The sequence below is a fragment of the Paenibacillus sp. FSL K6-0108 genome, assembly GCF_045040695.1.
GTDB lineage: Bacteria > Bacillota > Bacilli > Paenibacillales > Paenibacillaceae > Paenibacillus > Paenibacillus pabuli_B.
Map to the genome: position 1 here is coordinate 1,295,034 of NZ_CP150288.1, position 24,567 is coordinate 1,319,600.

General features: G+C 47.1%; 16 protein-coding genes. 12 read left to right on the top strand and 4 right to left on the bottom strand.

Annotated features, from left to right (window positions below):
* Window positions 1-28: 28 nt before the first annotated feature.
* The 3 genes from MHB49_RS06005 to MHB49_RS06015 are packed head-to-tail and all read left to right on the top strand — an operon-like array spanning window position 29 to window position 2,640.
* Window positions 29-670 (top strand): carbohydrate-binding family 9-like protein, encoded by a 642-nt coding sequence (locus MHB49_RS06005; protein ID WP_405155425.1) that lies wholly within the window; start codon window positions 29-31, stop codon window positions 668-670.
* Window positions 671-720: 50 nt separating this feature from the next.
* The gene (locus MHB49_RS06010) at window positions 721-1,569 is read left to right on the top strand and encodes a sugar phosphate isomerase/epimerase family protein (RefSeq protein ID WP_405155426.1); all 849 of its coding nucleotides are present in this window, start codon (window positions 721-723) and stop codon (window positions 1,567-1,569) included.
* Between the two features lie 57 nt (window positions 1,570-1,626).
* Window positions 1,627-2,640: a Gfo/Idh/MocA family protein gene (locus MHB49_RS06015; RefSeq protein WP_405155427.1), complete on the top strand. Its 1,014-nt coding sequence runs from the start codon at window positions 1,627-1,629 to the stop codon at window positions 2,638-2,640.
* A 473-nt stretch (window positions 2,641-3,113) separates the two neighbouring features.
* On the opposite strand, the gene MHB49_RS06020 is transcribed toward MHB49_RS06015, so the two are convergent.
* Window positions 3,114-4,862, bottom strand: a complete 1,749-nt coding sequence (locus MHB49_RS06020) for a bifunctional metallophosphatase/5'-nucleotidase (protein ID WP_405155428.1) — start codon at window positions 4,860-4,862, stop codon at window positions 3,114-3,116.
* A gap of 251 nt (window positions 4,863-5,113) precedes the next feature.
* Between MHB49_RS06020 and MHB49_RS06025 the strand changes: the two genes are divergently transcribed.
* The 4 genes from MHB49_RS06025 to phnE (MHB49_RS06040) all read left to right on the top strand — a co-directional run bounded on the left by MHB49_RS06025 (window position 5,114) and on the right by phnE (MHB49_RS06040) (window position 8,728).
* Window positions 5,114-6,097: a phosphate/phosphite/phosphonate ABC transporter substrate-binding protein gene (locus MHB49_RS06025; RefSeq protein WP_405155429.1), complete on the top strand. Its 984-nt coding sequence runs from the start codon at window positions 5,114-5,116 to the stop codon at window positions 6,095-6,097.
* A gap of 173 nt (window positions 6,098-6,270) precedes the next feature.
* A complete protein-coding gene (gene phnC / locus MHB49_RS06030) occupies window positions 6,271-7,071 on the top strand; it encodes a phosphonate ABC transporter ATP-binding protein (RefSeq protein WP_405155430.1) in 801 nt (266 codons plus the stop codon).
* A complete protein-coding gene (phnE, locus tag MHB49_RS06035; RefSeq protein ID WP_405155431.1) occupies window positions 7,068-7,925 on the top strand; it encodes a phosphonate ABC transporter, permease protein PhnE in 858 nt (285 codons plus the stop codon). The genes phnC and phnE (MHB49_RS06035) overlap by 4 nt, the downstream gene beginning before the upstream one ends.
* Entirely contained in the window at window positions 7,922-8,728 is an 807-nt protein-coding gene (phnE, locus tag MHB49_RS06040; RefSeq protein WP_405155432.1) for a phosphonate ABC transporter, permease protein PhnE, read from the top strand. The genes phnE (MHB49_RS06035) and phnE (MHB49_RS06040) overlap by 4 nt, the downstream gene beginning before the upstream one ends.
* A gap of 450 nt (window positions 8,729-9,178) precedes the next feature.
* Here phnE (MHB49_RS06040) and MHB49_RS06045 read toward each other — a convergent pair whose 3' ends face one another.
* Window positions 9,179-11,989 carry a chitinase N-terminal domain-containing protein gene (locus tag MHB49_RS06045; RefSeq protein WP_405155433.1) on the bottom strand — a complete coding sequence of 937 codons (2,811 nt, stop codon included), beginning with the start codon at window positions 11,987-11,989 and terminating at the stop codon, window positions 9,179-9,181.
* Between the two features lie 205 nt (window positions 11,990-12,194).
* Window positions 12,195-12,671: an RNA polymerase sigma factor gene (locus MHB49_RS06050; RefSeq protein WP_405155434.1), complete on the bottom strand. Its 477-nt coding sequence runs from the start codon at window positions 12,669-12,671 to the stop codon at window positions 12,195-12,197.
* A gap of 759 nt (window positions 12,672-13,430) precedes the next feature.
* On the opposite strand from MHB49_RS06050, the gene MHB49_RS06055 reads away from it, so the two are divergent.
* Together MHB49_RS06055 and MHB49_RS06060 are read left to right on the top strand one after the other, a co-directional pair.
* The gene (locus MHB49_RS06055) at window positions 13,431-15,863 is read left to right on the top strand and encodes a glycoside hydrolase family 6 protein (RefSeq protein WP_405155435.1); all 2,433 of its coding nucleotides are present in this window, start codon (window positions 13,431-13,433) and stop codon (window positions 15,861-15,863) included.
* A gap of 627 nt (window positions 15,864-16,490) precedes the next feature.
* Complete coding sequence (locus MHB49_RS06060; RefSeq protein ID WP_405155436.1) at window positions 16,491-18,908, top strand: rhamnogalacturonan lyase; 2,418 nt, start codon at window positions 16,491-16,493, stop codon at window positions 18,906-18,908.
* A 294-nt stretch (window positions 18,909-19,202) separates the two neighbouring features.
* Here the strand turns inward: MHB49_RS06060 and MHB49_RS06065 are convergent, their stop codons facing one another.
* Window positions 19,203-19,805 carry a histidine phosphatase family protein gene (locus tag MHB49_RS06065; protein ID WP_405155437.1) on the bottom strand — a complete coding sequence of 201 codons (603 nt, stop codon included), beginning with the start codon at window positions 19,803-19,805 and terminating at the stop codon, window positions 19,203-19,205.
* A 249-nt stretch (window positions 19,806-20,054) separates the two neighbouring features.
* Between MHB49_RS06065 and MHB49_RS06070 the strand changes: the two genes are divergently transcribed.
* From MHB49_RS06070 to MHB49_RS06080, 3 genes are all read left to right on the top strand, one after another.
* Window positions 20,055-21,017, top strand: coding sequence for an AraC family transcriptional regulator (locus MHB49_RS06070; protein ID WP_405157054.1), 963 nt, complete (start codon window positions 20,055-20,057; stop codon window positions 21,015-21,017).
* A gap of 198 nt (window positions 21,018-21,215) precedes the next feature.
* Entirely contained in the window at window positions 21,216-22,721 is a 1,506-nt protein-coding gene (locus MHB49_RS06075; RefSeq protein ID WP_405155438.1) for an alpha-glucosidase/alpha-galactosidase, read from the top strand.
* 1,039 nt (window positions 22,722-23,760) lie between these two features.
* A complete protein-coding gene (locus MHB49_RS06080; RefSeq protein WP_405155439.1) occupies window positions 23,761-24,513 on the top strand; it encodes a hypothetical protein in 753 nt (250 codons plus the stop codon).
* Window positions 24,514-24,567: the final 54 nt, after the last annotated feature.

A 24,567-nucleotide genomic window follows, 5' to 3' on the forward strand; every position in this document is an offset into this window, starting at 1 on the left:
GGATTATGCTAAAAAGGAGAGGATTAGGATGCACTCTCTCCCTGTTGAACGGAGCACGAGTTATTGCTGCGAACCCCTCAGGTCAGTTGCACAGTGTGGATTCCCCTCGGCTGCGGATTGGGAACGATGTGTTCCAGTGGAACTGGTGGACACGGTAACAGGCAGAGCGCCCCATCAATCCACGGAAGTCCGTTTTGGCTGGAGTCCCGAGTACTTGCATATTCGCTTTGTATGCCAGGATGATTACGTCGTATCTGATTTCACGGAAAAGGATCAGCCATTGTATGAGCAGGATGTGGTTGAACTGTTCATTGATGAACAGGGTGATGGCAGGAGCTACATCGAGTTGGAGGTAAGCCCGCACAACGTGGTTTTTGATGCATTCATCCACAATAACGGCGACGGTTCGGAATTGAAAGCCGACGTAACCTGGGAGTTGGACGGTTTGCAAACGGCTGTAGAAGTGGATCGTCAGGGCCATCGGGTGTATGTGATCCATATTCCAGCGAGTAACTTCAAGTCGCCCCTGACTAAAGGCGTATGCTGGAGGGTCAACGTTTATCGTATTGATGAGAATGTGCAGGGAGATCGGGAGTATCAGGCATGGCAGCCTACGGGCGCTGTAAACTTTCATTTGCCTGCCCGGTTTGGTTATTTTCGATTGGGTTAGTCATGCACTGCTGAAGAACAGGCTTGTATATTTTGAAGGAGGGTATTGGCATGAAAAAAGGGATTAACATATGGTCGTTTCCAGGGGATGCCTCTATTGCGGATTGTATTCAGACAGCGAAGCAAGCAGGTTTTGAGGGGATTGAACTTTCCCTTAATGGAGAAGGCGAGCTGAGCCTGTCTGCCACGGATCAGGAGGTTCGTGATATTCAGGGACGCCTCGAAGAAGCTGGGCTTGAGATTGCGGGACTTGCAACCGGACTGTATTGGGACTACCCGATGACGAGTGCTCGTCCAGAGATCCGCACGAAAGCACTGGATGTGTGTAAAAAACAGTTGGAGCTTGCCGCGGCATTTGGTGTGGATACCATTCTGGTCATTCCTGGTGCTGTGGGTGTCGATTTTATTCCAGACAGCGAAGTTACGGATTATGAAGTTGCCTATGAACGGGCACAAGAAGCCATTGCACACCTGCTGCCGTATGCGGAAAGTGCCGGAGTATCCATTGGTATTGAGAACGTATGGAACAAATTTCTGGTGTCACCGCTAGAGCTGCGTACCTTTATTGATTCTTTTAATTCCAATTATATAGGTTCATATTTCGATGTAGGCAATGTGGTGCAGAACGGTTACCCGGAGCAGTGGGTTCGCATTCTAGGCCATCGGATCAAAAAGGTACACTTCAAGGATTACCGTCGTCAAGCGGGAGGCCTTCACGGATTTGTGGATCTGCTGGCTGGAGATGTGAATTATCCGGCGGTGATGGAGGCATTACAGGCCATTGGTTACGACAACTATGTGACTGCTGAGATGATTCCACCATACACTCATCATTCGAAGCAAATCATATTCAATACATCCAGAGCGATGGATGCCATTCTTGGACGTTCTCAGGACTAAATTCAGATAACAACGTTTATGGGGATATAAAATCTATTTTTTGTGGGAGGTAGAAGCATGTTGAAAGTGGGATTGATCGGTTTTGGGTTTATGGGACGTATGCATTTTGATAACTATGTACGCCTTGCCTCAGAAGGGGAACCCGTGGAATTGGTAGCCATCTGCGATCTGAGAATAGAGGAACTGAAGAACGGTAAAGCAGCTGGTAATATGGCGACAGAGCAAGAGGTATATGATCTCACACCTTATCATTTGTACGACAACATCGATGCGATGCTGGAGCAACAGAAACTGGATATCATTGATATTACGCTGCCTACGCCACTGCATGCTGAACTAACGTGTTCTTTGCTGGAGAAAGGCTATCATGTGCTGTGTGAGAAGCCGGTTGCGCGCCATTCGGCGGAAGGCTGGAAGATGGCAGAGGCCGCCAAAGCAACCGGAAAAACACTGATGATTGGTCAATGTTTGCGCTTCTGGCCGGCCTATACTTATCTGAAATCCGTTGTAGAAGACGGCCGCTATGGAGCGGTCAACGCAGGTTATTTCTTCCGGGGTTCAGGTCTGCCACAGGAGTGGTTCCTGGATGGCGAGAAAAGTGGTGGCTGCATATTAGATATGCACATTCATGATGCGGATATTATTCACTGGCTGTTTGGCAAACCGGATCACGTATCTACGCTGGCTCGCAACGTCATTCCGGGAAGCGGCTATGATACGGTCTCCACCAACTATGTATACCCTGATGGAAAAGTGCTGAATGCCCAAGCCGATTGGACGCTGGGGGGAGACTACGGTTTCTCGATGACGTATCGCGTAAATTTGGAGCAGGGCAATCTGGTCTTTGAGAATGGTGAGCTGAAAGTAAATCCGAATGATGCTCCCGGTTTCGTCGCTGAGCTGTCACCCGACTCGGGATATTATCACCAACTGAAATATTTCATTCAATCTGTTCAAGCAGGTACGCCTGTATCTGTATGTACACCGGAAAGTGCAACAGGCACGCTTGAAATCATCGAAGCGGAGATGCGTTCGGCGGATGAGCGTGGCGCATTAGTTACAGTAAAGTAGGAGCAGGTTCGACGGAATGTAACAACTTTACCGTACAGGGGAATATGGATTGAAAAATGAAAAGGGGCTGTCCCGTGGTCATGAAATATGACGGGACGTCCCTTTTGAGCATCAATGTAATGGCTCGTCCCACTCGCTTACGATTCCGGTTTGAGCAGAGGGTAGAGCGCTAACGAATCGGAGACACGTTATTCAGGAGTTTAAAGCAGCTACGGAAATCTAAGGAACCTGAGACACGCTACTTTAAGATTTTGGGCCGTTAATAGCGTTAATTGTCACATATTTAGGAAATAGCGTGTCTGGTGTTCCTTACAATTATGAAAGAGGGGCGGGGGGACATGTAAGACGTCCTAGGTTCCTTAGAAATAAGAAGCAAGCATACAACAAGCGCAGGCATACCTACATGATTGCGCTTGTTGTATGCTAACGCCTCCTAAACTCCTGCCGAGTCCACCGACATAAGCAGTAATTATTCAGCACGACCCAACAACCCGCCAGTTATTCGCCTGCTCCACTGTTAGTGGTTGATGTCTGCGAATATAATCCTCCACCAGTGCCGCCATATCCGTGGCGCCTTCGTGAAGTACCTTTTTGCCTGGATACATCGCATAATCACCGCCACCTGCTGCGCGATAACTGTTCATCACTACAGAGTACGTCGCATCCATTGCAACAGGTAAGCCCTCACGTTCCAGCTTCACCACACGACTGCCCACAGGTTTGGAGATATTCAGCTCATATTCAACGCCTGCCCACATGTCGTAATTATAATGCTGTGGTTTGGGCTGCATATATGCGGGATTAACGACAACTTCGCCTGAAGCATCCACTTCAAAGTAACGCGCCGTTTGCTCCAACGCATCCCGAATATCCTGACCACGAAGCTCCAGTACCGTTAGTGTATTGGGATAGATAAAGTTAGATAACACATCCCGGACGGTGATGAGGGAACCGAAACCACGGGCCTCTTCACTGAGTAATGCGGTATTGGAGATTTGCGCCCCCGTTGCTTCCATCTGCACCTGATGTACAAAAGCAATGAAGGGATGTGCCGCGAGCCGCAGTGCGGCAGGATCGGTGATGGACAAGTCTCCGGCCACCTCGCCAATCGGCTGGTCCAACCATGCCTGTGCTTTTGCTTCCAACTCGTCCGTCAGTTTCATAACAGCCGCATCGGGCTGTACATCACTATTTTCATCCAAGAGCAACAAGCGAGCCTGTTTGTCTGCAATCTGCCACTTTCCATTTGATAACCGGTCCAACTCAATGGATACATGACCCGCACCATTCCCACTAAATCCAGGTTGGATTACGGTCACTCCATGAATGTCAGCGGTAAGCTGACGATGTTGATGCCCGGTGAGCAGAACATCAATCCCATCAATGTCACGGCAGATGGCGTACGCCTGATTCTCCCCGGTTAACCGCTCGGCAGGTTCGCCCGTATCCAGATCGCTCTCAAAGCCACCATGATAACTGACCACGAGCACATCCGGCTGTTCATGTTCACGAATATAGCCAACCCACGCACGAATAGTCTCCATAGCATCAAGGAACTGTAAACCTTCTATATTTTTCGGATGCTCCCAATTCGGAATATAGTGCGTCGTTGCACCCAGCAAAGCAATTTTAACGCCTGAAGACAAGGTTTTAATCAGATAGGGAGGACCGAAGGCGGGTATGCCTGCTCCAATAGGTGCAATGACCAATGTTTCTTTTTCAGGATTCCCTTCATATGAATGGATCACGACCGTGTCGTCCTGATAAGTTCTATACGATGGATGATCGTCGACGCTGTGTTGTTCAATTAAACTTTCGTAGTCTTCTTTGTGACGATTCGTAACAATATTGGCGGATAGCCAAGGGAAATGGGAATCTTCAACGGCTTTACGCAGCAGATCCTGGCCGTAGTTGAATTCATGATTGCCCATTACGGCAGCATCATAGCCCAATTCATTCAGAACATGAATGAAGGGATGCACTTCGTGATCTGAAACAAAGGAAGCAGCATACGAGGCCAAAGGAGAGCCCTGCAACAGATCACCGTTATCCACGAGCAGCAGTTCGGGTGAACGCTCCCGTTCACGCCGGATCAGCGAAGCCAGCAAAGCAAGTCCGGCTGGGCGATAAGCATTGGTGTTGTAATGTATGGGGCGAATGGCTCCATGAAGGTCACTGGTTACCATGATGTCGAAGTTTGCCGTTGTTGTTATGGATGTCATTTTACAATCTCCTCTAAATATATAAGTTTAAACATATCAAATCACAGGTCATTCTAGCGGCATAGTACAAGGGAATCACCATTTCTACTTGGATTATCAACCGTAATGAGGCTATTCTAACAGATCAAAGCCGCTCTGACAGCCTGACAGGAAACTTTACAAAACTCCAAATTTCGTTTCACATCGCGCAAATAATTGACGACTATAGTAGACAAGTAATGAAAAATAGAAACTCTTTGGAGGGTGTTCGCTTGAAGAAGTCTGCTTTATTTTTACCATTGTTGATTTTGGTTCTGTTTCTAAGTGCTTGTGGGTCTAACGCTAGTACAACTGGTTCGGCTAACGGGGCTGATACGAGCTCGAATGCATCCAGTACTGACACGGCAGAGACAGACAAAGCCGCTGAAGGTTATGTGCCGACTGAGTTGACTGTACAATTCGTTCCATCCCAAAATGCAGATACACTCGAAGCCAAAGCAAAACCGCTCGAGAAGCTGCTGGGTGACAAATTGGGTATCCCGGTGAAGGTCAGCGTATCCACAGACTACAACACAATTATTGAAGCAATGGCTTCCAACAAAGTGGACGTAGGTTTCCTGCCTCCGACGGCTTATGTACTTGCCAAAGAAAAAGGCGCAGCTGAAGTTATTCTTCAGGCACAACGTTTTGGTGTAAATGATGAAACTGGCGCTCCAACTGAGGAACTGGCAGATTCATATAAATCCATGATTATTGTGAAGAAAGATTCACCGATCCAATCCGTTGAAGACCTGAAAGGCAAAAAAATCGCTTACCAGAACGTAACATCTTCCGCTGGTTATGTATGGCCGGCTGCATTGTTGCTCGACAGAGGTCTTGATCCTTTGAAAGATGTACAGCCAATCACGGTTAAAGGCCATGACCAAGGCGTACTGGCAGTACTGAACGGTGATGTTGATGCCGCAGCGATTTTCCAGGATGCTCGTAACACTGTAGCGAAAGACTATCCAACTGTATTTGAAGATACTCGTGTACTGGCATTCACTGAGCCAATTCCTAACGATACGATCGCAGTACGTACAGACATGAATGCAGATTGGACAGCAAAAATCAAACAAGCGTTCATCGACATCGGTAAAGATCCACAAGGTCACGAAATCATCAAAGAAATCTACACTCACGAAGGTTATGTAGAGTCTGATGACAGCAAGTTTGATATCGTTCGTCAATACAACGAAAAAGTAAAAACCGAGTAGTTTTCTGTCAAAAGAAAGATCGTTAATGATCGCATTGCATTGATTATCTTTTCATTGGATAACTTCATTGGTTCAGCGGGCAGGCCAGTTCAGCGTGACATACGCTGCGCTGGCTTGTCCCATTACAGCGTGACCCTGCGAAATACCATATTAATGAAAGAAGGATTACTGCCATGATTGAGCTTCATAATGTAACGAAAACATACGCTAACGGCACCAAGGGCCTGAATAATATTAATCTGAAATTTAAACAAGGGGAATTCATTGCCGTCGTTGGTTTGTCAGGTGCGGGAAAATCAACGCTTCTGCGTTCCATTAACCGACTTCATGATATCAGTGACGGTGAGATTTTGATTAATGGCAAGTCAATTACAAAAGCCCATGGTAAGTCACTTCGCATGATTCGCCGGGATATCGGCATGATCTTCCAGAGCTTCAACCTCGTGAAACGTTCCAGTGTGCTTCGTAACGTGCTTGCTGGACGGGTGGGATACCATTCCACACTTCGTACCATTTTGGGCCGTTTTCCAAAAGAGGACACGGAACTTGCATTTGACGCATTGGAGCGGGTGAATATTGCCGAGAAAGCCTATTCTCGCGCGGATCAATTGTCCGGTGGTCAACAACAACGGGTAGCCATAGCTCGCGTACTTGCACAGGAAGCCAAAATCATTCTGGCAGACGAGCCTGTCGCTTCACTCGATCCACTAACAACGAAACAGGTCATGGATGATCTGAAACGCATCAACCAGGATCTCGGGATTACAACGATCGTTAACCTTCACTTTATCGACCTTGCCAGAGAATATGCGACCCGTATTGTGGGATTGCGTGCCGGCGAAGTGGTGTTTGATGGTCCGGTATCCGAAGCAACGGATGAGCGTTTTGCAGAAATTTATGGCAGACCTATTCTGGCAGACGAGCTGCTGGATAAACAGGCTGTACAGGAACAGCGGGGAGAAGTTCTGGTATGAAGCAACCCGTAAACGTATCGATAGATGGATCATTACAGAACGAGTCAGGGAAGGGGCAGGGACCAGGCACAGGTTCGACTGTCCGCCGTCCCAAACCACCAGGGCGCACCAAACATCTGCTCACCTTGGTCATTATTCTGCTGCTTTTGTGGGCAAGTGCCAAACAGACGGATGCCAGCTTCAGCGAACTGATCGAAGGTTTCCCCAACATGCTGGATTTGCTGCGTGAGATGTTCCCGCCGCGCTGGAGCTACTTTGACAACATCGTTCAGGGCATGCTGGAGACGATCCGTATGGCTCTGATCGGTACAACGATCGGTGCGATCATCGCAATTCCGGTCTCCATTATCTGTGCAGGCAACCTAATGCCTAGCCGCTGGATTTACTATCCGGCCCGTTTTGTACTGAACCTGATTCGTACCGTGCCTGACCTGCTGCTGGCGGCGCTGTTCGTAGCTGTGTTTGGACTGGGACCGATTCCTGGTATATTGGCACTCGCCGTCTTCTCGGTGGGACTGATTGCCAAGCTGACCTACGAAACGCTGGAAACGATTGATCAGGGACCGCTTGAGGCGATGACGGCTGTCGGCATGAACCGGATTCAACTCATTGTTTATGGCGTGGTGCCACAACTGGCCGCCCAGTTTACATCCTATGTACTGTATGCCTTTGAGATTAATGTACGTGCCGCTGCGATTCTCGGATTGGTTGGAGCTGGGGGTATCGGACTGTATTATGAAGCAACACTTGGATTCCTGGAATATGACAAAACAAGTGTAATCATTCTGTTTACCCTTGTCATTGTTCTAATCATTGATTATGTAAGTACTAAGCTGCGGGAGAAATTGTTATGATGAAAAATGAAACAAGCGTCATCCGGCGCAAACCACGGAAGAACCCGCTTCGCTGGGTCATTGTAATCATGCTTATCCTAGTGTACGCTTGGGCACTTGCCGGCGTACCGTTTACCGGTTTGAAGGAAACCGCTGGTCAGATCATGAAGGCCATTATCGCCGGGATTTTCTCCCCGGATTGGGATTTTGTTTATCTGCCTGAGGGTGAAGATTTGCTGCGGGGATTGCTGGATACGCTGGCGATCTCCGTGCTGGGTACCGTCATCTCTGCTGTACTGTGTATTCCGTTTGCGTTCTGGTCTGCCCGAAATATGAGCAGCTTCCGTCCTGTATCGGGTACGGGCAAAATGGTGCTCAGCTTTATCCGTACGTTCCCGGAGATCATCATGGCTTTGCTGTTCATCAAGGCGGTAGGACCGGGTTCTTTTGCGGGTGTACTCGCCCTTGGCCTGCATTCCATCGGGATGTTAGGTAAACTGTTCGCTGATGAAGTGGAAAATATTGATTATGGTCCTTCTGAAGCTTTGCTCGCTTCCGGAGCGACTCGCATGCAGCAGCTATGGTTTGCTGTACTGCCACAGGTTCTGCCTGGATTTCTTAACTACACGTTGTATCGGTTCGAGATTAATGTGCGTTCCGCAACCATTCTGGGGGTAATCGGGGCAGGAGGGATCGGTACACCGCTGATCTTCGCACTCAGCACACGGAACTGGCCGCGAGTAGGGATCATCTTGCTGGGTATTATCGTGATGATTACGATCATTGATCTGATCTCGGGATACATCCGCAAGAAGCTGGTGTAGAGAAGAAAAGATTAAAGTTTGTTTGCTAATCAAGATGAATAAAATAAAAAAATATGATAGATATGACTTAATCCATTGTTGATCTATCGGAAGAGCAGCCCATGCATTAGCAGGTGCTGCTTTTTGTATTTTATAGGAAGTTAATATTAGGAAAATGTTGAGTTTATATGAAATTACTGTTTTAGAAGTAGACGTAAAATATGAGAAAAACAATAACGTATTATTGCTGTCTATATCTATACTTCATCTAATAGTCGCCGTGTCTCTTACGGGGTGTTCGAAATTGCAAACAAAAATTAATCTCATGGGACCTATAATGCGAACTCATGGTTCAAGTGTAATCCTAAGAGAAAAATAACAGAAAAAACCGAAGCAAGGTGCCTGGAATTCCGGCGATCTTACTTCGGTTTTTCTATGCCTGGTTAAACGTTATGCATTCCTTAGTGAGACTTAGCTTGCTGCTGGCAGAGATACAGCAGATTTCGTTACTTGTACCGTAATCGTTTCCGTGCTTGTCACACCCGCTGCATTGATCAGCTCGGCGCGATACGTGTACGTTCCATTCGCGTGACCGGATACATCTGTCACAGCGCTTTGTGCATTAGGAGTTACTGCGTTCAGTGTTTTGGTATCGATCAGTTGACCATTCTCATAGAGACGGTATTCTGTTGCATTTGTTCCCCACCACAGATTCATCGTCACTTTGTAGTTGCCGTCCCCATCCCAATTGTCTTGGGAGAGAACGGCTTTGCCAGGTGCAGCATTCGCAACTTGTACTGTGAGTACTTCACTGCGAGTTGTACCCTTGGAGTTCGTCAGTTCAGCTACATAGGTATAAGTACCGTTAGCTTTGCCATTGATCGTTGTTTGGGCCGATTGCGCCGCTGGTGTAGCGTCTGTCAGCTTTTGTGTGTCAATCAGCACGCCATCTTCATACAGCTTATAACTTGTGCCATTGTCACCCCACCAGAGGTTCATCGTAACCGTATAAGATCCTTCAGACAGACCGTTGCTGTAACCATTGTTGGATGTCAGCGCCGGTTTACCTGGTGCGCCAACAGCTGGCGTCGAAGGCCCTTCTTCGCCGCCTTCTTCAACTTTTACGAAATCGTTCAGGCTTCTAGGCTTCAGTTGAAATACATCTTTGAAAATAGCGGCAACACCAGTCACGCTGATTTTATCGCCTGCTGCATAAGGGAAGGTCGTTTGGGTTACACCTGTGCGTGTATCCACTCGTACATGCGTGCTTGTTCCATCCGCTGCAACTGCATCGAATTCAAATGAACCTACTGGTGTTGCACTAATGATGTTCTCAACAGTTACTTCTTTCAATTGAACGAGTTGACCCTGGTTTGCAGCCGTTACCGCTGGAACCTCAATGGCAGCAGGGAGGGAGGCTGTACCCGTTTTCTCGATCGCTACGATATCTGTAAGCTCAAATTCACTGTTGTACAGCGCTGTTGCTGCGGTTACTTTAACCACATCTCCAGCGTGGAAGCCGCCAGTACTTTGGAAAACATAAAGGCCGCCAGTTGTGTCTTGAAGATAGAAGGATTGTCCACCAAAAGCACCTGGCTCTGTAGTAACTACGCCTTCAACCGTAACCGTTGAACCAGCTGCTTTGGTGCGAGCATCAGCAATGCTGATTGTTGCCGGGATTGGTCCTTCTTCTTCCGGAAGCTGTTCAGCCGGAACATTGCCGATTGTAACTGCATTGGTAATCAGGTTGCTGCCGTTCAGACGCAGACGCAGGCTGGCAGCGCCCGTAGTACCTGGTTTGATACGAACATTCAGGTCCTTAATTGCGCGACCCTTACTGTCGGAAGTAACGCTAAAGTTGGAGCTGTAGCCGTACGAAGTCGGCCATGTGCCACTTTCATTTTGAATCATGGCCACTTGCGTTCCGCCAGTCAGGTAAATTCCTGCACTGTAACCGGAAACGGTTGTGTTAGCAGGCATGTTCTCTACAACTACGCGGATTTGGAAATCCTCCGCATTAGGCAGGGTGTCCTGCTTCACGAAGCTGTAGGAAGCGTTCGCGCTTGAAGCTGGTCCACCATAAGAACCCGCTTTGAACGTGGAACGATCATACCATTTGTATCCGGCAGCAGGTGCGGCCCAAGGTTCAGCCTGTGGTTCTGTGGAAGCCGCAGGTTGTTCGAACGGAAGCAATGCAGTTACATTGTCCAGTTGAAGTCCGTTTACTTGAGTCAAGCTAGTGTAATTTTCTTGATTAGCAAGCCAGTTAACGGTATTGACCAGCAATTTGCCGTCATCCACTTCTTTGAAGCCGTCATAGGTTGTTTTGCGAGCGCCAGTCTCTTCGCGCAGGTACTTCGGTGAAGCATCCTCAACTGGAGAAGAGTCCCCGATAAACGCTGCTTTACCTGCACCCAGCTTGGAAACGGCTACGTAAGGACCTTCCTCAACGCCACCGCCGTTGTATACGCCCTGGTCAACGGCGTTCGGCCAAGCCGCATTCGTTTTCGGCAGGTATACAATACCTTTCGCTTTGGTAGGATCAGTGATCGCAAGTGTAGATCCTGCGTGCATCGCTACAGCAGATACACCTTCTGTAATGCCAAATGCCTGTCCAGCAGGCACAATGTTAGTTGCGTTGATATCGCCTAATGCATTGTAACGGAAGCGTACTCCGAAATTATCGGACAGCCAGTCGCTGCTAGTTACGTTTTGCATAGCCTCAGAGTTACGCTCCTCTGTGCTCATGCCTTTGGCTGGATCTTCGAATGCGCCACGACGATAGCCGTTAATCGCTTCGGAACCGTCCCAGCGGTTTTTGTTACGGTCAGCATTGTAGTGATCTCCAATGAAGAAGATGCTGCCGCCTTTTTCCACATACTCTTTCATGGCTGCCTGTTCTGTCGTTTTGAAGGGAACATTGGGTTCAGCGATGACAAACACGTTATATTCTTTCAGATCGTCATAGGTAAAAGGAGTCGTCTTGCGCAGTTCCTTTACATAATATCCATCGTTCGCAAGTGCATTGCCGAAGTCAGAGAAACCTCCGTCAATGACCCAGTCAGCCGCTCCGGCTGTCTGTGCATGAGTATTGTCGAACAATACTTTCTTGCCTGCATTTCCATTAACAACCTTTGCCTGAATGAACGGTGCAGGGTCTGTTGCCCATTCGGCTTGAACCGCTGCATCTCCGTTCCACAATCCGATCTGAAGCGGCAATGCCATGGACAATGCCAGGAGTGATTTTACCCATACTCCTCGCATACGTGTCAATTTACCCAACCAAATCCCTCCCAAATATTAGTTGAAACATGAGTTCGTCCATATTCTAACACACCAAAATCTCACATAGTCATAACAATTTGTAAAAACGAACTCGACTTTTGTAAAAATGAGTCCATTGTCATGGCCCATAGAGCAAATTTTGATACTTTCTAACATTAGATGTTGATTTCACGTCATTTCTGCTCATGAAAAAAGCCATCTCTTATGAGATGACTTTGGCTCGAATGCGATTGACGGCATGGAATACCGAGGATTTGATCATGCCTTCACTCCGGCTGACGATCTGGGCGGTTTCCTTGATGCTGTACCCATGAATCACCCGTAATTCAAGAATTTTGCGATGCTCCGTATTGTTAATAATCGATACCAGATCGTTAACACCTTCGGAGATCTCCAACTCGGATGTATCACAATGATACGTCTGCATCTCCAACCTGCTGTCCCGCTTCAGTGTACGGGTTCGCTTGCGGAACGTATCCATGGCGAGGTTACTTGCAATTCTTTTGAGGTAGTAGAGCAGCCGTTCTTCCGGAATGTCTGCCGTTACATTCATCATTCGTATGAAGCACTCCTGCGTCAGATCTTCCGCATCCTGTGGATTTTTGACAATCTGAGATAGATACCGTGTCACTTCTGATTTATAGTTTACATAAGCATCATGAATGGCTGTTTTGTTCACGTGATGTTTTCCCCTTTGGATACCAATCTAACCTGTTCCGGTCTGGTTTGTTCTCTATGTTCCATAGTATATCGGGATGATGTTTCCAAAGACGCCAGACTTGTATCCGAGTTGTAACATTTCCCGTGAATATCTGTTCAATCCTGGAGCATAAATGCTGAAGTATTGAACGGTTTGAAACCGGGAGATATTGTAGTGCTCCCATAAAAAAAGCATGAGAATATGCCTAGTGTTGAAATAGCTCATTAAGGGGGATAAGCCCTTGATGAGCCTTTCTTATGGCTTGGGCAGGCACATCTCAGAATTCCTGCCTGTTATATGGAATTAAATATAATAATATTTAATAAATTCAATTTACAGTAATATTTACATGGAGTATAATCAGATTCATAAGGAGGTGGACACGCGATGTGAGATTTGTATCGAGGGTAAGCCTTTTTTTAAAACCTTTAAAAGTAAGCGCTTACTTAATTGAAGTCGGAGCAAAGTCTTGAAAGCCGTTCACCAAAGATCACCCGCACACACCTACAGATGTTATCCCCCTTGCTTTGTCACTTAACCCCAGTGTAAGACACCATTCCTGTTTCTTGTTTCTCACCTTATTGTTGTCGACCTGCGTTTGTCCCAATTGAATTACATTATGGAGGTGAAGTTCCTACAGCTCATCATTACATTCTCTACCGTGCATAACATCTTGCCGACACAGAGGATCAGACATGAGTATATGCCCAATCCAATTACAGGAAAGGTGGAACCCTAATGACTAAATCGAAAACCTTATCGAGAGGCGGAAAGGTTCTTCGCAGAAGTGTAAAACAAATGCTGGCAGCAGCGCTGCTCGCGGCGGGAATCTTCCCGGGTATGGCCCCAGGAGTAACTCAGGCGGCTGAAGCGCATGTGGATAATCCGTTTGTCGGAGCTACGTCGTATTTAAACCAGGATTATTCTGCTCTCGTGGATACGTCCATCGCTCTCACCAGTGATGCATCGTTAAAAGCCAAGATGGAAACGGTCAAATCCTATCCAACGGCAGTCTGGATCGACCGAATTGCCGCCATTAATGGTGGAACAGACAATGCCGGACGCAAAAGTGTGGAGCAGCATCTGGATGCCGCCTTGGCACAAAAGAAAGCAGGTACGCCAATTACCGCTTCATTCGTTATCTACAACTTGCCTGGGCGGGATTGTCATGCGCTTGCGTCCAATGGTGAACTTCCACTAACACAGGCAGCACTGCAGACGTATAAAACGGATTATATTGATGTGATCGCAGATATCTTCGCAGATCCGAAGTATCAAGATATTCGCATTATTGCAGTCATTGAGCCGGACAGTCTGCCTAACCTTGTGACCAACCTGAGTACACCAGCTTGTGGTCAAGCCAGTTCAACAGGTATCTATGAGGCGGGTGTGAAGTATGCACTGGACAAGCTGCACGCCATTCCGAATGTGTACAACTATCTGGATATCGGCCACTCCGGTTGGCTTGGATGGGATAACAACCGTTCTGGAGCAGTCGCGCTGTATACCAGTGTTGTGCAAGGGACAGCCGCGGGTCTGAACAGTGCGGATGGTTTCATTACGAATACAGCGAACACGACACCGCTGGGAGAGCCGAACCTGTCCAACCCGGATCTCAATATTGGTGGACAACCGATTAAATCCGCCAAGTTTTATGAGTGGAATCCTTATTTTGACGAAACCGATTTCACCGCTGCGTTGTATGCCGATTTCGTACAAGCCGGCTGGCCAAGCAGCACAGGTTTCCTGATTGATACCAGCCGGAATGGTTGGGGCGGGGTAGACCGTCCAGCATCGGCTACGGGCAGCAACATCAACGATTATGTGAATTCCGGACGTGTAGATCGCCGGGAGCATCGGGGGAACTGGTGTAATGCCAGTGGGGCTGGCATAGGAGAAGCACCTAAAGCAGCACCAGGACCAGCCCATCTGGATGCATATGTATGGGTCAAACCTCCAGGGGAGTCTGATGGCTCCAGCTCGGAGATTCCGAACAACGAAGGAAAAGGCTTCGACCGGATGTGTGATCCAACGTTTACAACTCGTGATGGTGTATTGACGGGTGCACTGCCTAACGCACCAGTGTCAGGTCACTGGTTCCATGACCAATTCGTCATGCTGGTACAAAATGCATTCCCTGTTCTTCCTGCCAGCAATGGTGAAGGGGGTGGAACGACAGCTCCAGCAGCTCCGGCGACACTGTCTGCGACAGCAGGTAACGCACAGGTTTCCCTGAGCTGGACAGCCTCTACAGGAGCGACCAGTTATAACGTGAAACGGGCGTTGAGTGCATCAGGTCCATTCACGACGGTTGCTGCGGGCGTGACCGGCACATCGTATGCCAATACAGGTCTGATCAATGGAACAACCTACTATTATGTGGTTAGTGCCGTAAATGCCGCAGGTGAAAGTGCAAATTCGGCTGTAAAAAGTGCTGTGCCGGTAGCAGGTGTGACAGCTCCTGCCGCACCAACAGCGCTGACAGCTACGGCAGGCAATGCTCAAATCAGTTTGTCCTGGGCGGATTCAGCAGGAGCGACAGGTTATAACGTGAAACGGGCGTTGAGTGCATCGGGTCCATTCACGACGGTTGCTGCGGGTGTGAATGGCACATCCTACACCAATACAGGTCTGACCAATGGAACGACCTATCATTATGTGGTTAGTGCCGTGAACGCTGCTGGGGAAAGTGCCCATTCTGCCGCAGCTTTCGCAACGCCGCAAAGTGTAGTTGTTCCGACCAGTGATCTGGTTCTGCAATATCGTGCGGGAGATACGAACGCGGCAGATAACCAAATCAAACCGTATTTCAATATCAAAAACGTAGGTAACACGGCTGTAAACCTGAGTGATCTGAAAATCCGGTATTACTTTTCCAAAGAAGGTACCGCAGCGATGGACTCCGCCATTGACTGGGCTCAGGTTGGTGGTGATAACATCCAGCGCACGTTCACCGATTCCTATGTAGAGCTGAGCTTCACTGCTGGAGCAGGCGCGATCCAGGCAGGTGGACAATCCGGGGATATCCAGCTCCGCATGTACAAAACGGACTGGAGCAACTTTGATGAAACCAATGATTATTCCTACGATCCAACCAAAACATCCTATCAGGACTGGAACAAGGTGACCCTTTACAAAGGCGATACCCTGGTCTGGGGCATTGAGCCTTAAAATGGGTCGTAAGTAGATGGTGATCAAGACAAGTAGGATCATTTGATGGATTGCAGGCCATTAACATAAAGTATCCGCCATTCTCCGAGGAGAGAATGGCGGTTTTTTTATCCATAATAAAGGCTCAATCTTAAAATCAGGTCTTGATCAAATGCGGAAAGTAGTGAAGGGAACGAAATCGATTCTGAAGAAGCGCAGCGTTCACCTTTATCACCGGATTTTTCCCTTGGAAAAGGTGAATGGAAGGAAATCCGGGGATAACAACGATCGGAAGAACGATTCGTAATCGGAACGGTTACTTCGCAAAACCGCAAGCACTTATTTCGGAATGAGCCTTTATAAACACTGAATATTGATCGTTTTGGACGGATATTTGCCTATGTCGCAGCAGGCAGGATGTCTATAATAATACCCGATGGGCAGGTTGAAGCTGCTCTCACGGAGAGAGGATGGAAGGGGGACGGAGTCAGGGGAACTCAGTTGTGGCGGTAGAATTTTCTTTTATATTTTTGTAAGCGCATTCAGTTTGATTCGAAGGATATGCTCTGTACATTGATGGACGAACGTTGTAACGATCAAACGTAGCAATAAGCATCACCCATTCTGTCTCAAGGAGAGTGAAGGTCGATGAAATCCAAAACAACAACGCCGATACATAAAGGATCGGTTTCAGGTATGCAATCCAATCGCGGGAAGGTACGTTTGCCACTTGCAGCCAAAATGCTGTCTTCGGCACTTAGCGTTGCTTTGCTCGTTGCAGGAACAGCGGGTGCGAGCGGGGCAGCAGCTTCCAATGGGAACAGTGCGGCTGAGGCCAGCTTGCAGTCACATAAGGGAGGCGGTCCTTTGAAAGACATTCAGCTGGAGTATCTGGATCGTGGTCTGGTCGCGGCGTCTACTTCCGAGGGGGTTTTTCTCAGTTGGAGATTGCTTGGTGACGAGGCCACAGGGTATAGCGATAAAGGTCTGACAGGTACGGACTTCAATGTATATCGAGATGGCAAGAAGATTGCTACGGTCACGGACAGCACCAACTATGTGGATACCGCAGGCAAATCGTCCTCCCGTTATGAAGTGGCAGCGGTAAGCAAGAAGGGCAAGGAGAGTAAACGCAGTGCGTCTGTTAAACCTTGGGCGAACGGCTATGTTGATATTCCTTTGCAAAAACCTGCCGATGGTGTGACGCCAGTGGGAGAAGCGTACACATATTCTGCGAATGACATGAGTGTTGGGGATGTAGATGGGGACGGTCAGTATGAGTTTTTTGTAAAATGGGACCCTTCGAACTCCAAAGATGTCTCGCAAAAAGGCTACACCGGTAAAACGTACGTGGACTGTTACACACTGGACGGACAATTGTTGTACCGGATCGATCTCGGGGTCAACATCCGTTCGGGTGCTCATTATACACAGATGCTCGTTTATGATTTTGACGGGGATGGCAAGGCCGAGATGATGTTCAAGACCGCTCCAGGCACCAAGATTATCAAATATAACAAAAAAGGAAAGATCACTTCCGAGAAGTACATCACCCTTCCGAAGCAGGATCGCAAGGCAGGTTACTCTAATGAAGATGATTACCGTTTGAGTGCAGATGGCTACTATGATCATGTCGTGGATATGTTCAAGAATTGGCATAAACATGAAGAGGTCGTGAAGGGCAACTGGCCTGCTACGTTGGAGGAAGCTTTTGGAATCGAGAAAAAGTATAGTTATCCATTGTCTCAGCAGGATGCTGAGAGCTTGGCCGATTACTTTATCGATGTGTATGCACCGAGCCGGAGTGACAAGAATGAGCTGCGGAAGTTCGAAGGTTTTATCGTGGATGGGCCTGAGTATGTAACGGTGTTCGAAGGAGAGTCAGGCAAAGAGCTGGAGACCATTCCGTATGAGCCGGAACGGCAGGATGACGGTCTGATGTGGGGCGATTACGCAATGGCTCGTATTGAACCGGCGAACCGGGTAGATCGTTTCCTGGCAGGCGTGGCATATCTGGACGGGAAGCAACCATCAGCAATCTTTGCTCGTGGGTACTATACACGTTCCACCATGGTCGCCTACAACTGGGATGGCAAAAAGCTTAAGCGTGAATGGAAAGTGGACAGTGGCTGGACACCGATGAAGAACCCATTCAATGACGGTCCGCATGGGGTGGATGGTACTGACCCGGTGTATGGTTCCATCACAACGCAAGGCGCGCACTATTTCAGTGTCGCTGATGTGGATGGAGACGGTAAACAGGAGATTGTGTACGGCTCTGCCACCATTGATCATGATGGCAGTGTGCTGTACAGCTCCAAGGACCTGATGCCTGCGGAGAGTGCTGCACCGGGAACGATTGCGCGTCTGGGTCATGGGGATGCGCTTCATGTAGCGGATATTGATCCGGATCGTCCGGGACTGGAGATCTTTATGGTGCATGAGGGTGGTCCTTGGGCGCCATACGGATATTCCCTGCGGGATGCGAAGACCGGGGAAGTGATCTATGGCGGATACACGGGCAAAGATACCGGACGCGGCATGGTTGGTGATGTGGACCCGGCCCGCCGTGGGTTGGAGACATGGGCCGTGGGATTGTGGACAGCCAGCGGTGAGAAAATAAGCGATAAAGCCCCTGGCACCAATATGAACATTCGCTGGGCCGCCGATATGACAACTCAAATTGTGGACGGGGCCATCAATGTCACGCCTACGATCAAGGATTGGAATCGGGGCACGCTGCTGACCGCCACCGGAACATTGACCAACAATTATACCAAGGGTACGCCATCTCTCGTAGCGGATATCTTCGGGGACTGGCGGGAAGAAATGCTGGTGAGAACCGAGGACAGCTCGGCAATTCGCATCTACCTGAGCACCGAGAAGACGGATCGCAAACTGTACACGCTGATGCATGACGCGATGTATCGTGTCGGCATTGCCGGACAGAACAGTGGATACAATCAACCGTCCTACCCATCCTTCTACATGGCATCGGATATCGACTGGTCGAAGGTTACACTGCCCAAGTTCCATACGCCCAAGTCGGGCAAAGGTGGAAATTGAGAAGTAATAGGCGATAAGTAGAAGTAAGAAGTTTGCCCTAAATGCAGCGCTTCTTAGATTGGTTGAAACCGCACTACCAGCATGGTGATATCGGTGAATGCCTGGTGGAAGACTTCGTTCCAAAGGGTGATTAACCGAAATCATACCTATTTCAACAGTATTCATTTGTTCTCGATCATGTTAGCAAGGGTGTTACAGCGGAACTCTGGAGTAACCTCAGTACGTTTAGACGTACGGGAGAGGAGGTTACCCGGAGTTTTTTTGATATGGCTAACTGAAAAAAAGACGACATCATTATTTCAAATGTGCTACGGACGCAAAATCTTGAATGGTGTATTTGCCGTTTTCATGAATCAATGTGGTGATGGAGCATTCGGGAATCAGCTGACTTTGCATGGCTATAAAATCAGGATGCCAGACGTTAAGTTCATTCGCTGGGAATGTGTTTACCAGAAAATCCGTAATTAACCCGCCATGAGTAACGATAACAATATGGCTATCTGGTGGCTCTACATTCGTCAATTCCGTTAGGGAAGAGGCCAAACGTTCGCCTGCCTGCTTAGAGGAGTCGCCTACAGGTGGGAGGTAGTCTGGATCATTTGTGCATCGGTCCCACATCTCGATGAATTCTTCAAAGGTTTGTTCAGGCAAGTCCCCCCAGTTGGCGCGTTCTCGCAGACGCAGGTCTTCCATCACTGTAACGTTTGTTTGGAGAGAAATATGCGCCGCAGTGTCGATCGCTCTTCGAAGTGGGCTTGCAATGATTTTGGTGACAGGTACGTTGGCCAAATGAAGTGCTGTTGACTTAGCTTGTGCTGCTCCTTCGGATGTGATGGAAACATCCCCGATACGTTTTTCTTTCACCCCATGCCTCACCAGGAAAAATGTTGTCCTCATGCCTCAATACCTCCTGCTTATAAATTGAATATAAATTGAAATATAGAGTAGATAAAAAATAAAGAAATTAGATTTATAACTAATTATATAATTATCTAATTTATAATCGCAATGGTTTTTCATTTTCATAATGAAATATTCTGCCGAGAGTTGTTACAATGGAGAAAAGTGAGGATCGTTGCAGTATAGGAGGTGCAGGCATTGGAAGCAAAACATGGGACAGGCAGTCTGTTTCAAGAGAAGCTGCGTATGGAGGACTATGGACCGCGTTTCTACGCGTACTACTACAAGCAATGGGACAACTACCAGATGTCTTATCACGATCATGATTCCACGGAGATCATGTACATTATTTCGGGAATGTGCAGGGTCGATGTACAGATGCCGGATGGCAGCTCAGAACAGGCAGTATTGAAAAAGGGGCAGTTCATTCTGCTGGACGCGGGGGTTCCGCACCGCCTGCTGGTAGAGGATGGGGTCCCGTGCCGCATGTTGAATGTTGAATTTGGAGTTGCCAGATCAGAGCCAGGCCAGCCTTCCATTCGCCAGCTCGCGCTGGAAGAGGATGAAGTCCATGCTTTTCTAACACAAGACACGCCTTATCTGGTTTTGCCTGATCCGGAAGAAGTGTACCACATTATGAAAAGCCTGGTGCTGGAGCTGGATCAGCGTGGACTAATGGAGCAGGGACGATCTTCTGCACCCATGCGGATTATTCCACCAGAGGAACGCTCGCATCATCGTGAAGCCCGTGATTTGAAGTCGCCTGAACAAGGGACGCTGGTACGCACGTTATTTATCCAACTGCTGGTTCGGGTCGCACGACTTCGCGGGGAAATCAACCGAAGTGCGCTGGATCAGACGGAGCTCTACGTGAAACGGACGATTGAATTCATGCATCACAATATGGATCGCAATATTCAGATGAAGGATATCGCGGCAGCGGTGAATCTGCATCCGGGCTATTTGCACCGTATTTTTCGCCAGAACACGGAGCGCACACCTACCGATTATCTCACGATGCTGCGAATGGAAAAGGCCAAGATGCTGCTGCAGCAGACCAATATTCCAATCTCCGAAATTTCCGATTACGTAGGCGTGGGCAGCAGGCAATATTTTCATATGTTATTCAAGAAATATACAGGCCGAACTCCGGTTGAATTCCGTTCCTTGATGGAACGACATGTCAGTCATTATCCCGCTGAAGAATAAATCGTGGAGTTTATCTGGAAAGTACGGCGCGATGGAACCAAAAGGTGAAATAGATTTAAAAGTGAGGATTTTTGACAACCTTGTTGTGAAGAGGTCATGATTTTGATAACGCTTCCTTACAACCCGTTGCTACAATGATTTCATGAAGTGAGATCATTAACCGGGGCGAATAAACTCGGACTACGGGAGGAACTATGCATGTCGTTTAAAGTGGCATTTATCGGGGCAGGCAGTATCGGATTTACACGGGGATTGCTGCGGGATTTGCTCGCGGTACCGGAGTTTAACAATATTGAAATTGCGTTCTGCGATATTAATCAGCACAATCTGGACATGGTTACCGAGCTGTGTCAGCGGGATATCCGCGAGAATGGACTGAATATTCAGATTCAGCCGACAACGGATCGCAGAGAAGCGCTCAAGGACGCGAAGTATGTACTGTGTACAATCCGTGTGGGTGGGTTGGAAGCTTTTGCAACCGATGTGGATATTCCGCTCAAATATGGGGTGGATCAATGTGTCGGTGATACGTTGTGTGCAGGTGGGATCATGTACGGACAGCGCGGCATTGCCGAGATGCTTGACATCTGTAAAGATATTCGTGAGCAAAGCGCACCGGATGTGCTGCTCCTCAATTATTCCAACCCGATGGCCATGCTGACATGGGCCTGCAACAAGTACGGCGGTGTTCGCACGATTGGACTCTGTCACGGGGTACAGCATGGGCATCACCAGATCGCGGAAGCGTTTGGACTGAAAATGAATGAAGTGGATATCGTATGTGCCGGAATTAATCATCAGACCTGGTACATCAAGGCATCCCATGAAGGTAAAGACCTTACAGGTGATTTGCTCGAAGCCTTCGAGAAACATCCGGAGTATAGCCGTACCGAGAAAGTGCGGATCGATATGCTGCGCCGATTTGGTTATTACAGTACGGAATCGAATGGTCACCTTAGCGAATATGTGCCTTGGTACCGCAAACGTCCGGAAGAGATCAAGGATTGGATTGATCTGGATAGCTGGATTAACGGCGAGACGGGCGGATATTTGCGTGTGTGTACAGAGGGCAGAAATTGGTTTGAAACTGATTTCCCGAACTGGATGAAGGATGAGCCGATGCAATTTGTTGCCGAAAAACGAGGCGGGGAACATGGTTCCTACATTATAGAAGGATTGGAAACGGGACGTGTATACCGCGGACACTTCAATACCGTCAATAATGGTATAATATCGAACCTGCCGGATGATGCCATCATCGAAGCACCGGGATATGTGGACCGTAACGGCATTTCGATGCCGCATGTAGGCGATCTTCCGCTCGGTCCGGCTGCCGTATGTAACGTAAGCATTTCCGTACAGAGGCTTGCGGTTGAAGCTGCTGTACATGGTGACGACCAACTATTGCGTCAGGCGTTCATGATGGACCCACTCGTGGGTGCAGTATGTAATCCAAAAGAGATCTGGCAAATGGTCGACGAAATGTTGGTCGCTCAAGCGCAGTGGTTGCCGCAATATGGCGATGCCATTGCCGCGGCAGAAGCAAGACTCGCTGCGGGCAACCTGATTCCTACGAAGGAATATGAAGGTGCTGCACGTCTCAAAGTGAAAACCGTTGAGGAGATGCAGCAGGATCGCGATGCCGCCAACAAAAATGCGGGTGAATCGGATAAAGGGAAAGATCGCGAGAAAATACAGCAATAGATAGAGGCAGGATGTACAACAATGAAATATAAAATTTAGTAAGGGAAAGACTCATAAGGACCATCTGATATTTAATTCAGAAATGGTCCTTTTGTTTTACTTATAATAAACACTTGCATACACACCCACCACAGATCCAAAAAAATATCATCTCTTCTTTTTGAACTTCAGGAGACATTTCTAAAAAAATCTTTGTCTAAGTTTTTTCTAAGTCATTTATAGGGAGGTCTATAATCGCCAAAGTGAAAGTGTAAGCGGATCCCAATGAAGGGGCTTTACGATCTTGTTCATAGGGAAATATCTTATCCAATTTTATTAATCAGCTTATCAACCTTGGTTTGGAAGTCAATAACATTAAATAAACATTTAAATTTATTAGCTTCTCGAGAAACGATTTTAATAAAATTTAGCATTCCTTGTTGATATTTTCTTTGTTGAAAATCAAAATTGGATTCCAACGTTGATTATTACTCAATTTGCCTTTTGGTCATTTCTAACATAATTGTCCCTATAGATCCACTCGGTAAGACATAAGAAGTTCACTGTCATTCCTGATTTATTGTGCATGTTCGTAAACCCCATTGTAGTTCGGCTTCAATTGCGGCCATTACTTTATCTATGCATGGATGAAGCAGTTTACAGAGAGCCATATGAACTGATTTGTCTCATTCCTATAGAAAATTCAATACGGTGGGCTATTCGTTTTCCTTAAATCCAGTTATTAGATAGTGTTCATAGCTTTTCAGATTTGAGGAAAGGTACTCATCACTTCAGGCAAGGAATAATAAGTTTGGTGTGGCTCGAGTTAGAAAGGCATTCTATGGGATTGCATTTGCCTGGAATTATATAATATAAAAGGGAGGGAGTAGCATGCATTTGGTCATACGAGTATTACATAGATCCTACTTGCAAGCATACTTTCGGCGCTGTCCCCGTATGTCTAAAGAATAATTCGTTCCAATCCGTTTATTTATACTATACTACTATGGAGAATCTCTTTATAATAATATAAAAATTACTAATAGAGGGAGTTTGAACAATGGAAAGAACGGAAACTAATACACCTATTTTAGCTTTACTAACATTTTTGAAATCAGTTAAAACGTATAAAAAAAGTGAAGGTGTTATTTTTACAGGGGAGATGGGCGTTTCTGTTAAAACAGTATTTTGTAGTATCTTAAAAATAGAAGAGAGCGATCTGTATGGTACCTTAAACGAATATCTGTCGTTGATTGCTTTGATAAAGAAACAAGTGGCAACTAATTTTAAAAATAAAGATAGATATTTTGTTCAATTGGATGAAATTCAATACGCTTTTATTGCAGTTGGGTTAGACAATGATATAACGAAATTCCAAAAATTTATTACTAGTGTGGCTATAAACACCCTCGAAATATGTTCTGATAGTCTTGAAGAAAAAGAAGAAACTATAACTATATCAGAAGAGCAATTAAAAGAAATAGAAAAACAAATCGCGGATTTAATTACACAATTAGAAGATTCTCATTTACCTAAAAAAGTTGTGCGTGTGATATTACATAAGTTGGACGATATTGATGTTGCAGTTAAACGTTATAAGCGTTGGGGAATTAATGAGTTTGAGACGGTTTATGATTCGTTATTAGGTGGGCTTTATAAAAATAAAGAAAATATTGACAAAGAAAAAAATAAAGGGTTTTTACAGTACTTGTCTTCTTTTATGAATTCACTACGGGGAATGACTGAGAATAGCGAGAAAATAGTTGACAATGCAATAAAAATAACAGAAAAAGTAACTGACTTCTTGGAGTAAAAATGATAGTTACTTCTCTCCAATAATTCCTCTTTTTGATAAGTGGATTCCTAG

Coding starts and splice junctions, on each gene's coding strand:
- MHB49_RS06055 (WP_405155435.1), top strand. CDS start 13,431: ATGACTAAATCGAAAACCTTATCGAGAGGCGGAAAGGTTCTTCGCAGA.
- MHB49_RS06075 (WP_405155438.1), top strand. CDS start 21,216: ATGTCGTTTAAAGTGGCATTTATCGGGGCAGGCAGTATCGGATTTACA.
- MHB49_RS06060 (WP_405155436.1), top strand. CDS start 16,491: ATGAAATCCAAAACAACAACGCCGATACATAAAGGATCGGTTTCAGGT.
- phnE (WP_405155431.1), top strand. CDS start 7,068: ATGAAGCAACCCGTAAACGTATCGATAGATGGATCATTACAGAACGAG.
- MHB49_RS06010 (WP_405155426.1), top strand. CDS start 721: ATGAAAAAAGGGATTAACATATGGTCGTTTCCAGGGGATGCCTCTATT.
- MHB49_RS06070 (WP_405157054.1), top strand. CDS start 20,055: ATGGAGGACTATGGACCGCGTTTCTACGCGTACTACTACAAGCAATGG.
- phnE (WP_405155432.1), top strand. CDS start 7,922: ATGATGAAAAATGAAACAAGCGTCATCCGGCGCAAACCACGGAAGAAC.
- MHB49_RS06065 (WP_405155437.1), bottom strand. CDS start 19,805: ATGAGGACAACATTTTTCCTGGTGAGGCATGGGGTGAAAGAAAAACGT.
- MHB49_RS06080 (WP_405155439.1), top strand. CDS start 23,761: ATGGAAAGAACGGAAACTAATACACCTATTTTAGCTTTACTAACATTT.
- MHB49_RS06015 (WP_405155427.1), top strand. CDS start 1,627: ATGTTGAAAGTGGGATTGATCGGTTTTGGGTTTATGGGACGTATGCAT.
- phnC (WP_405155430.1), top strand. CDS start 6,271: ATGATTGAGCTTCATAATGTAACGAAAACATACGCTAACGGCACCAAG.
- MHB49_RS06005 (WP_405155425.1), top strand. CDS start 29: ATGCACTCTCTCCCTGTTGAACGGAGCACGAGTTATTGCTGCGAACCC.
- MHB49_RS06020 (WP_405155428.1), bottom strand. CDS start 4,862: ATGACATCCATAACAACAACGGCAAACTTCGACATCATGGTAACCAGT.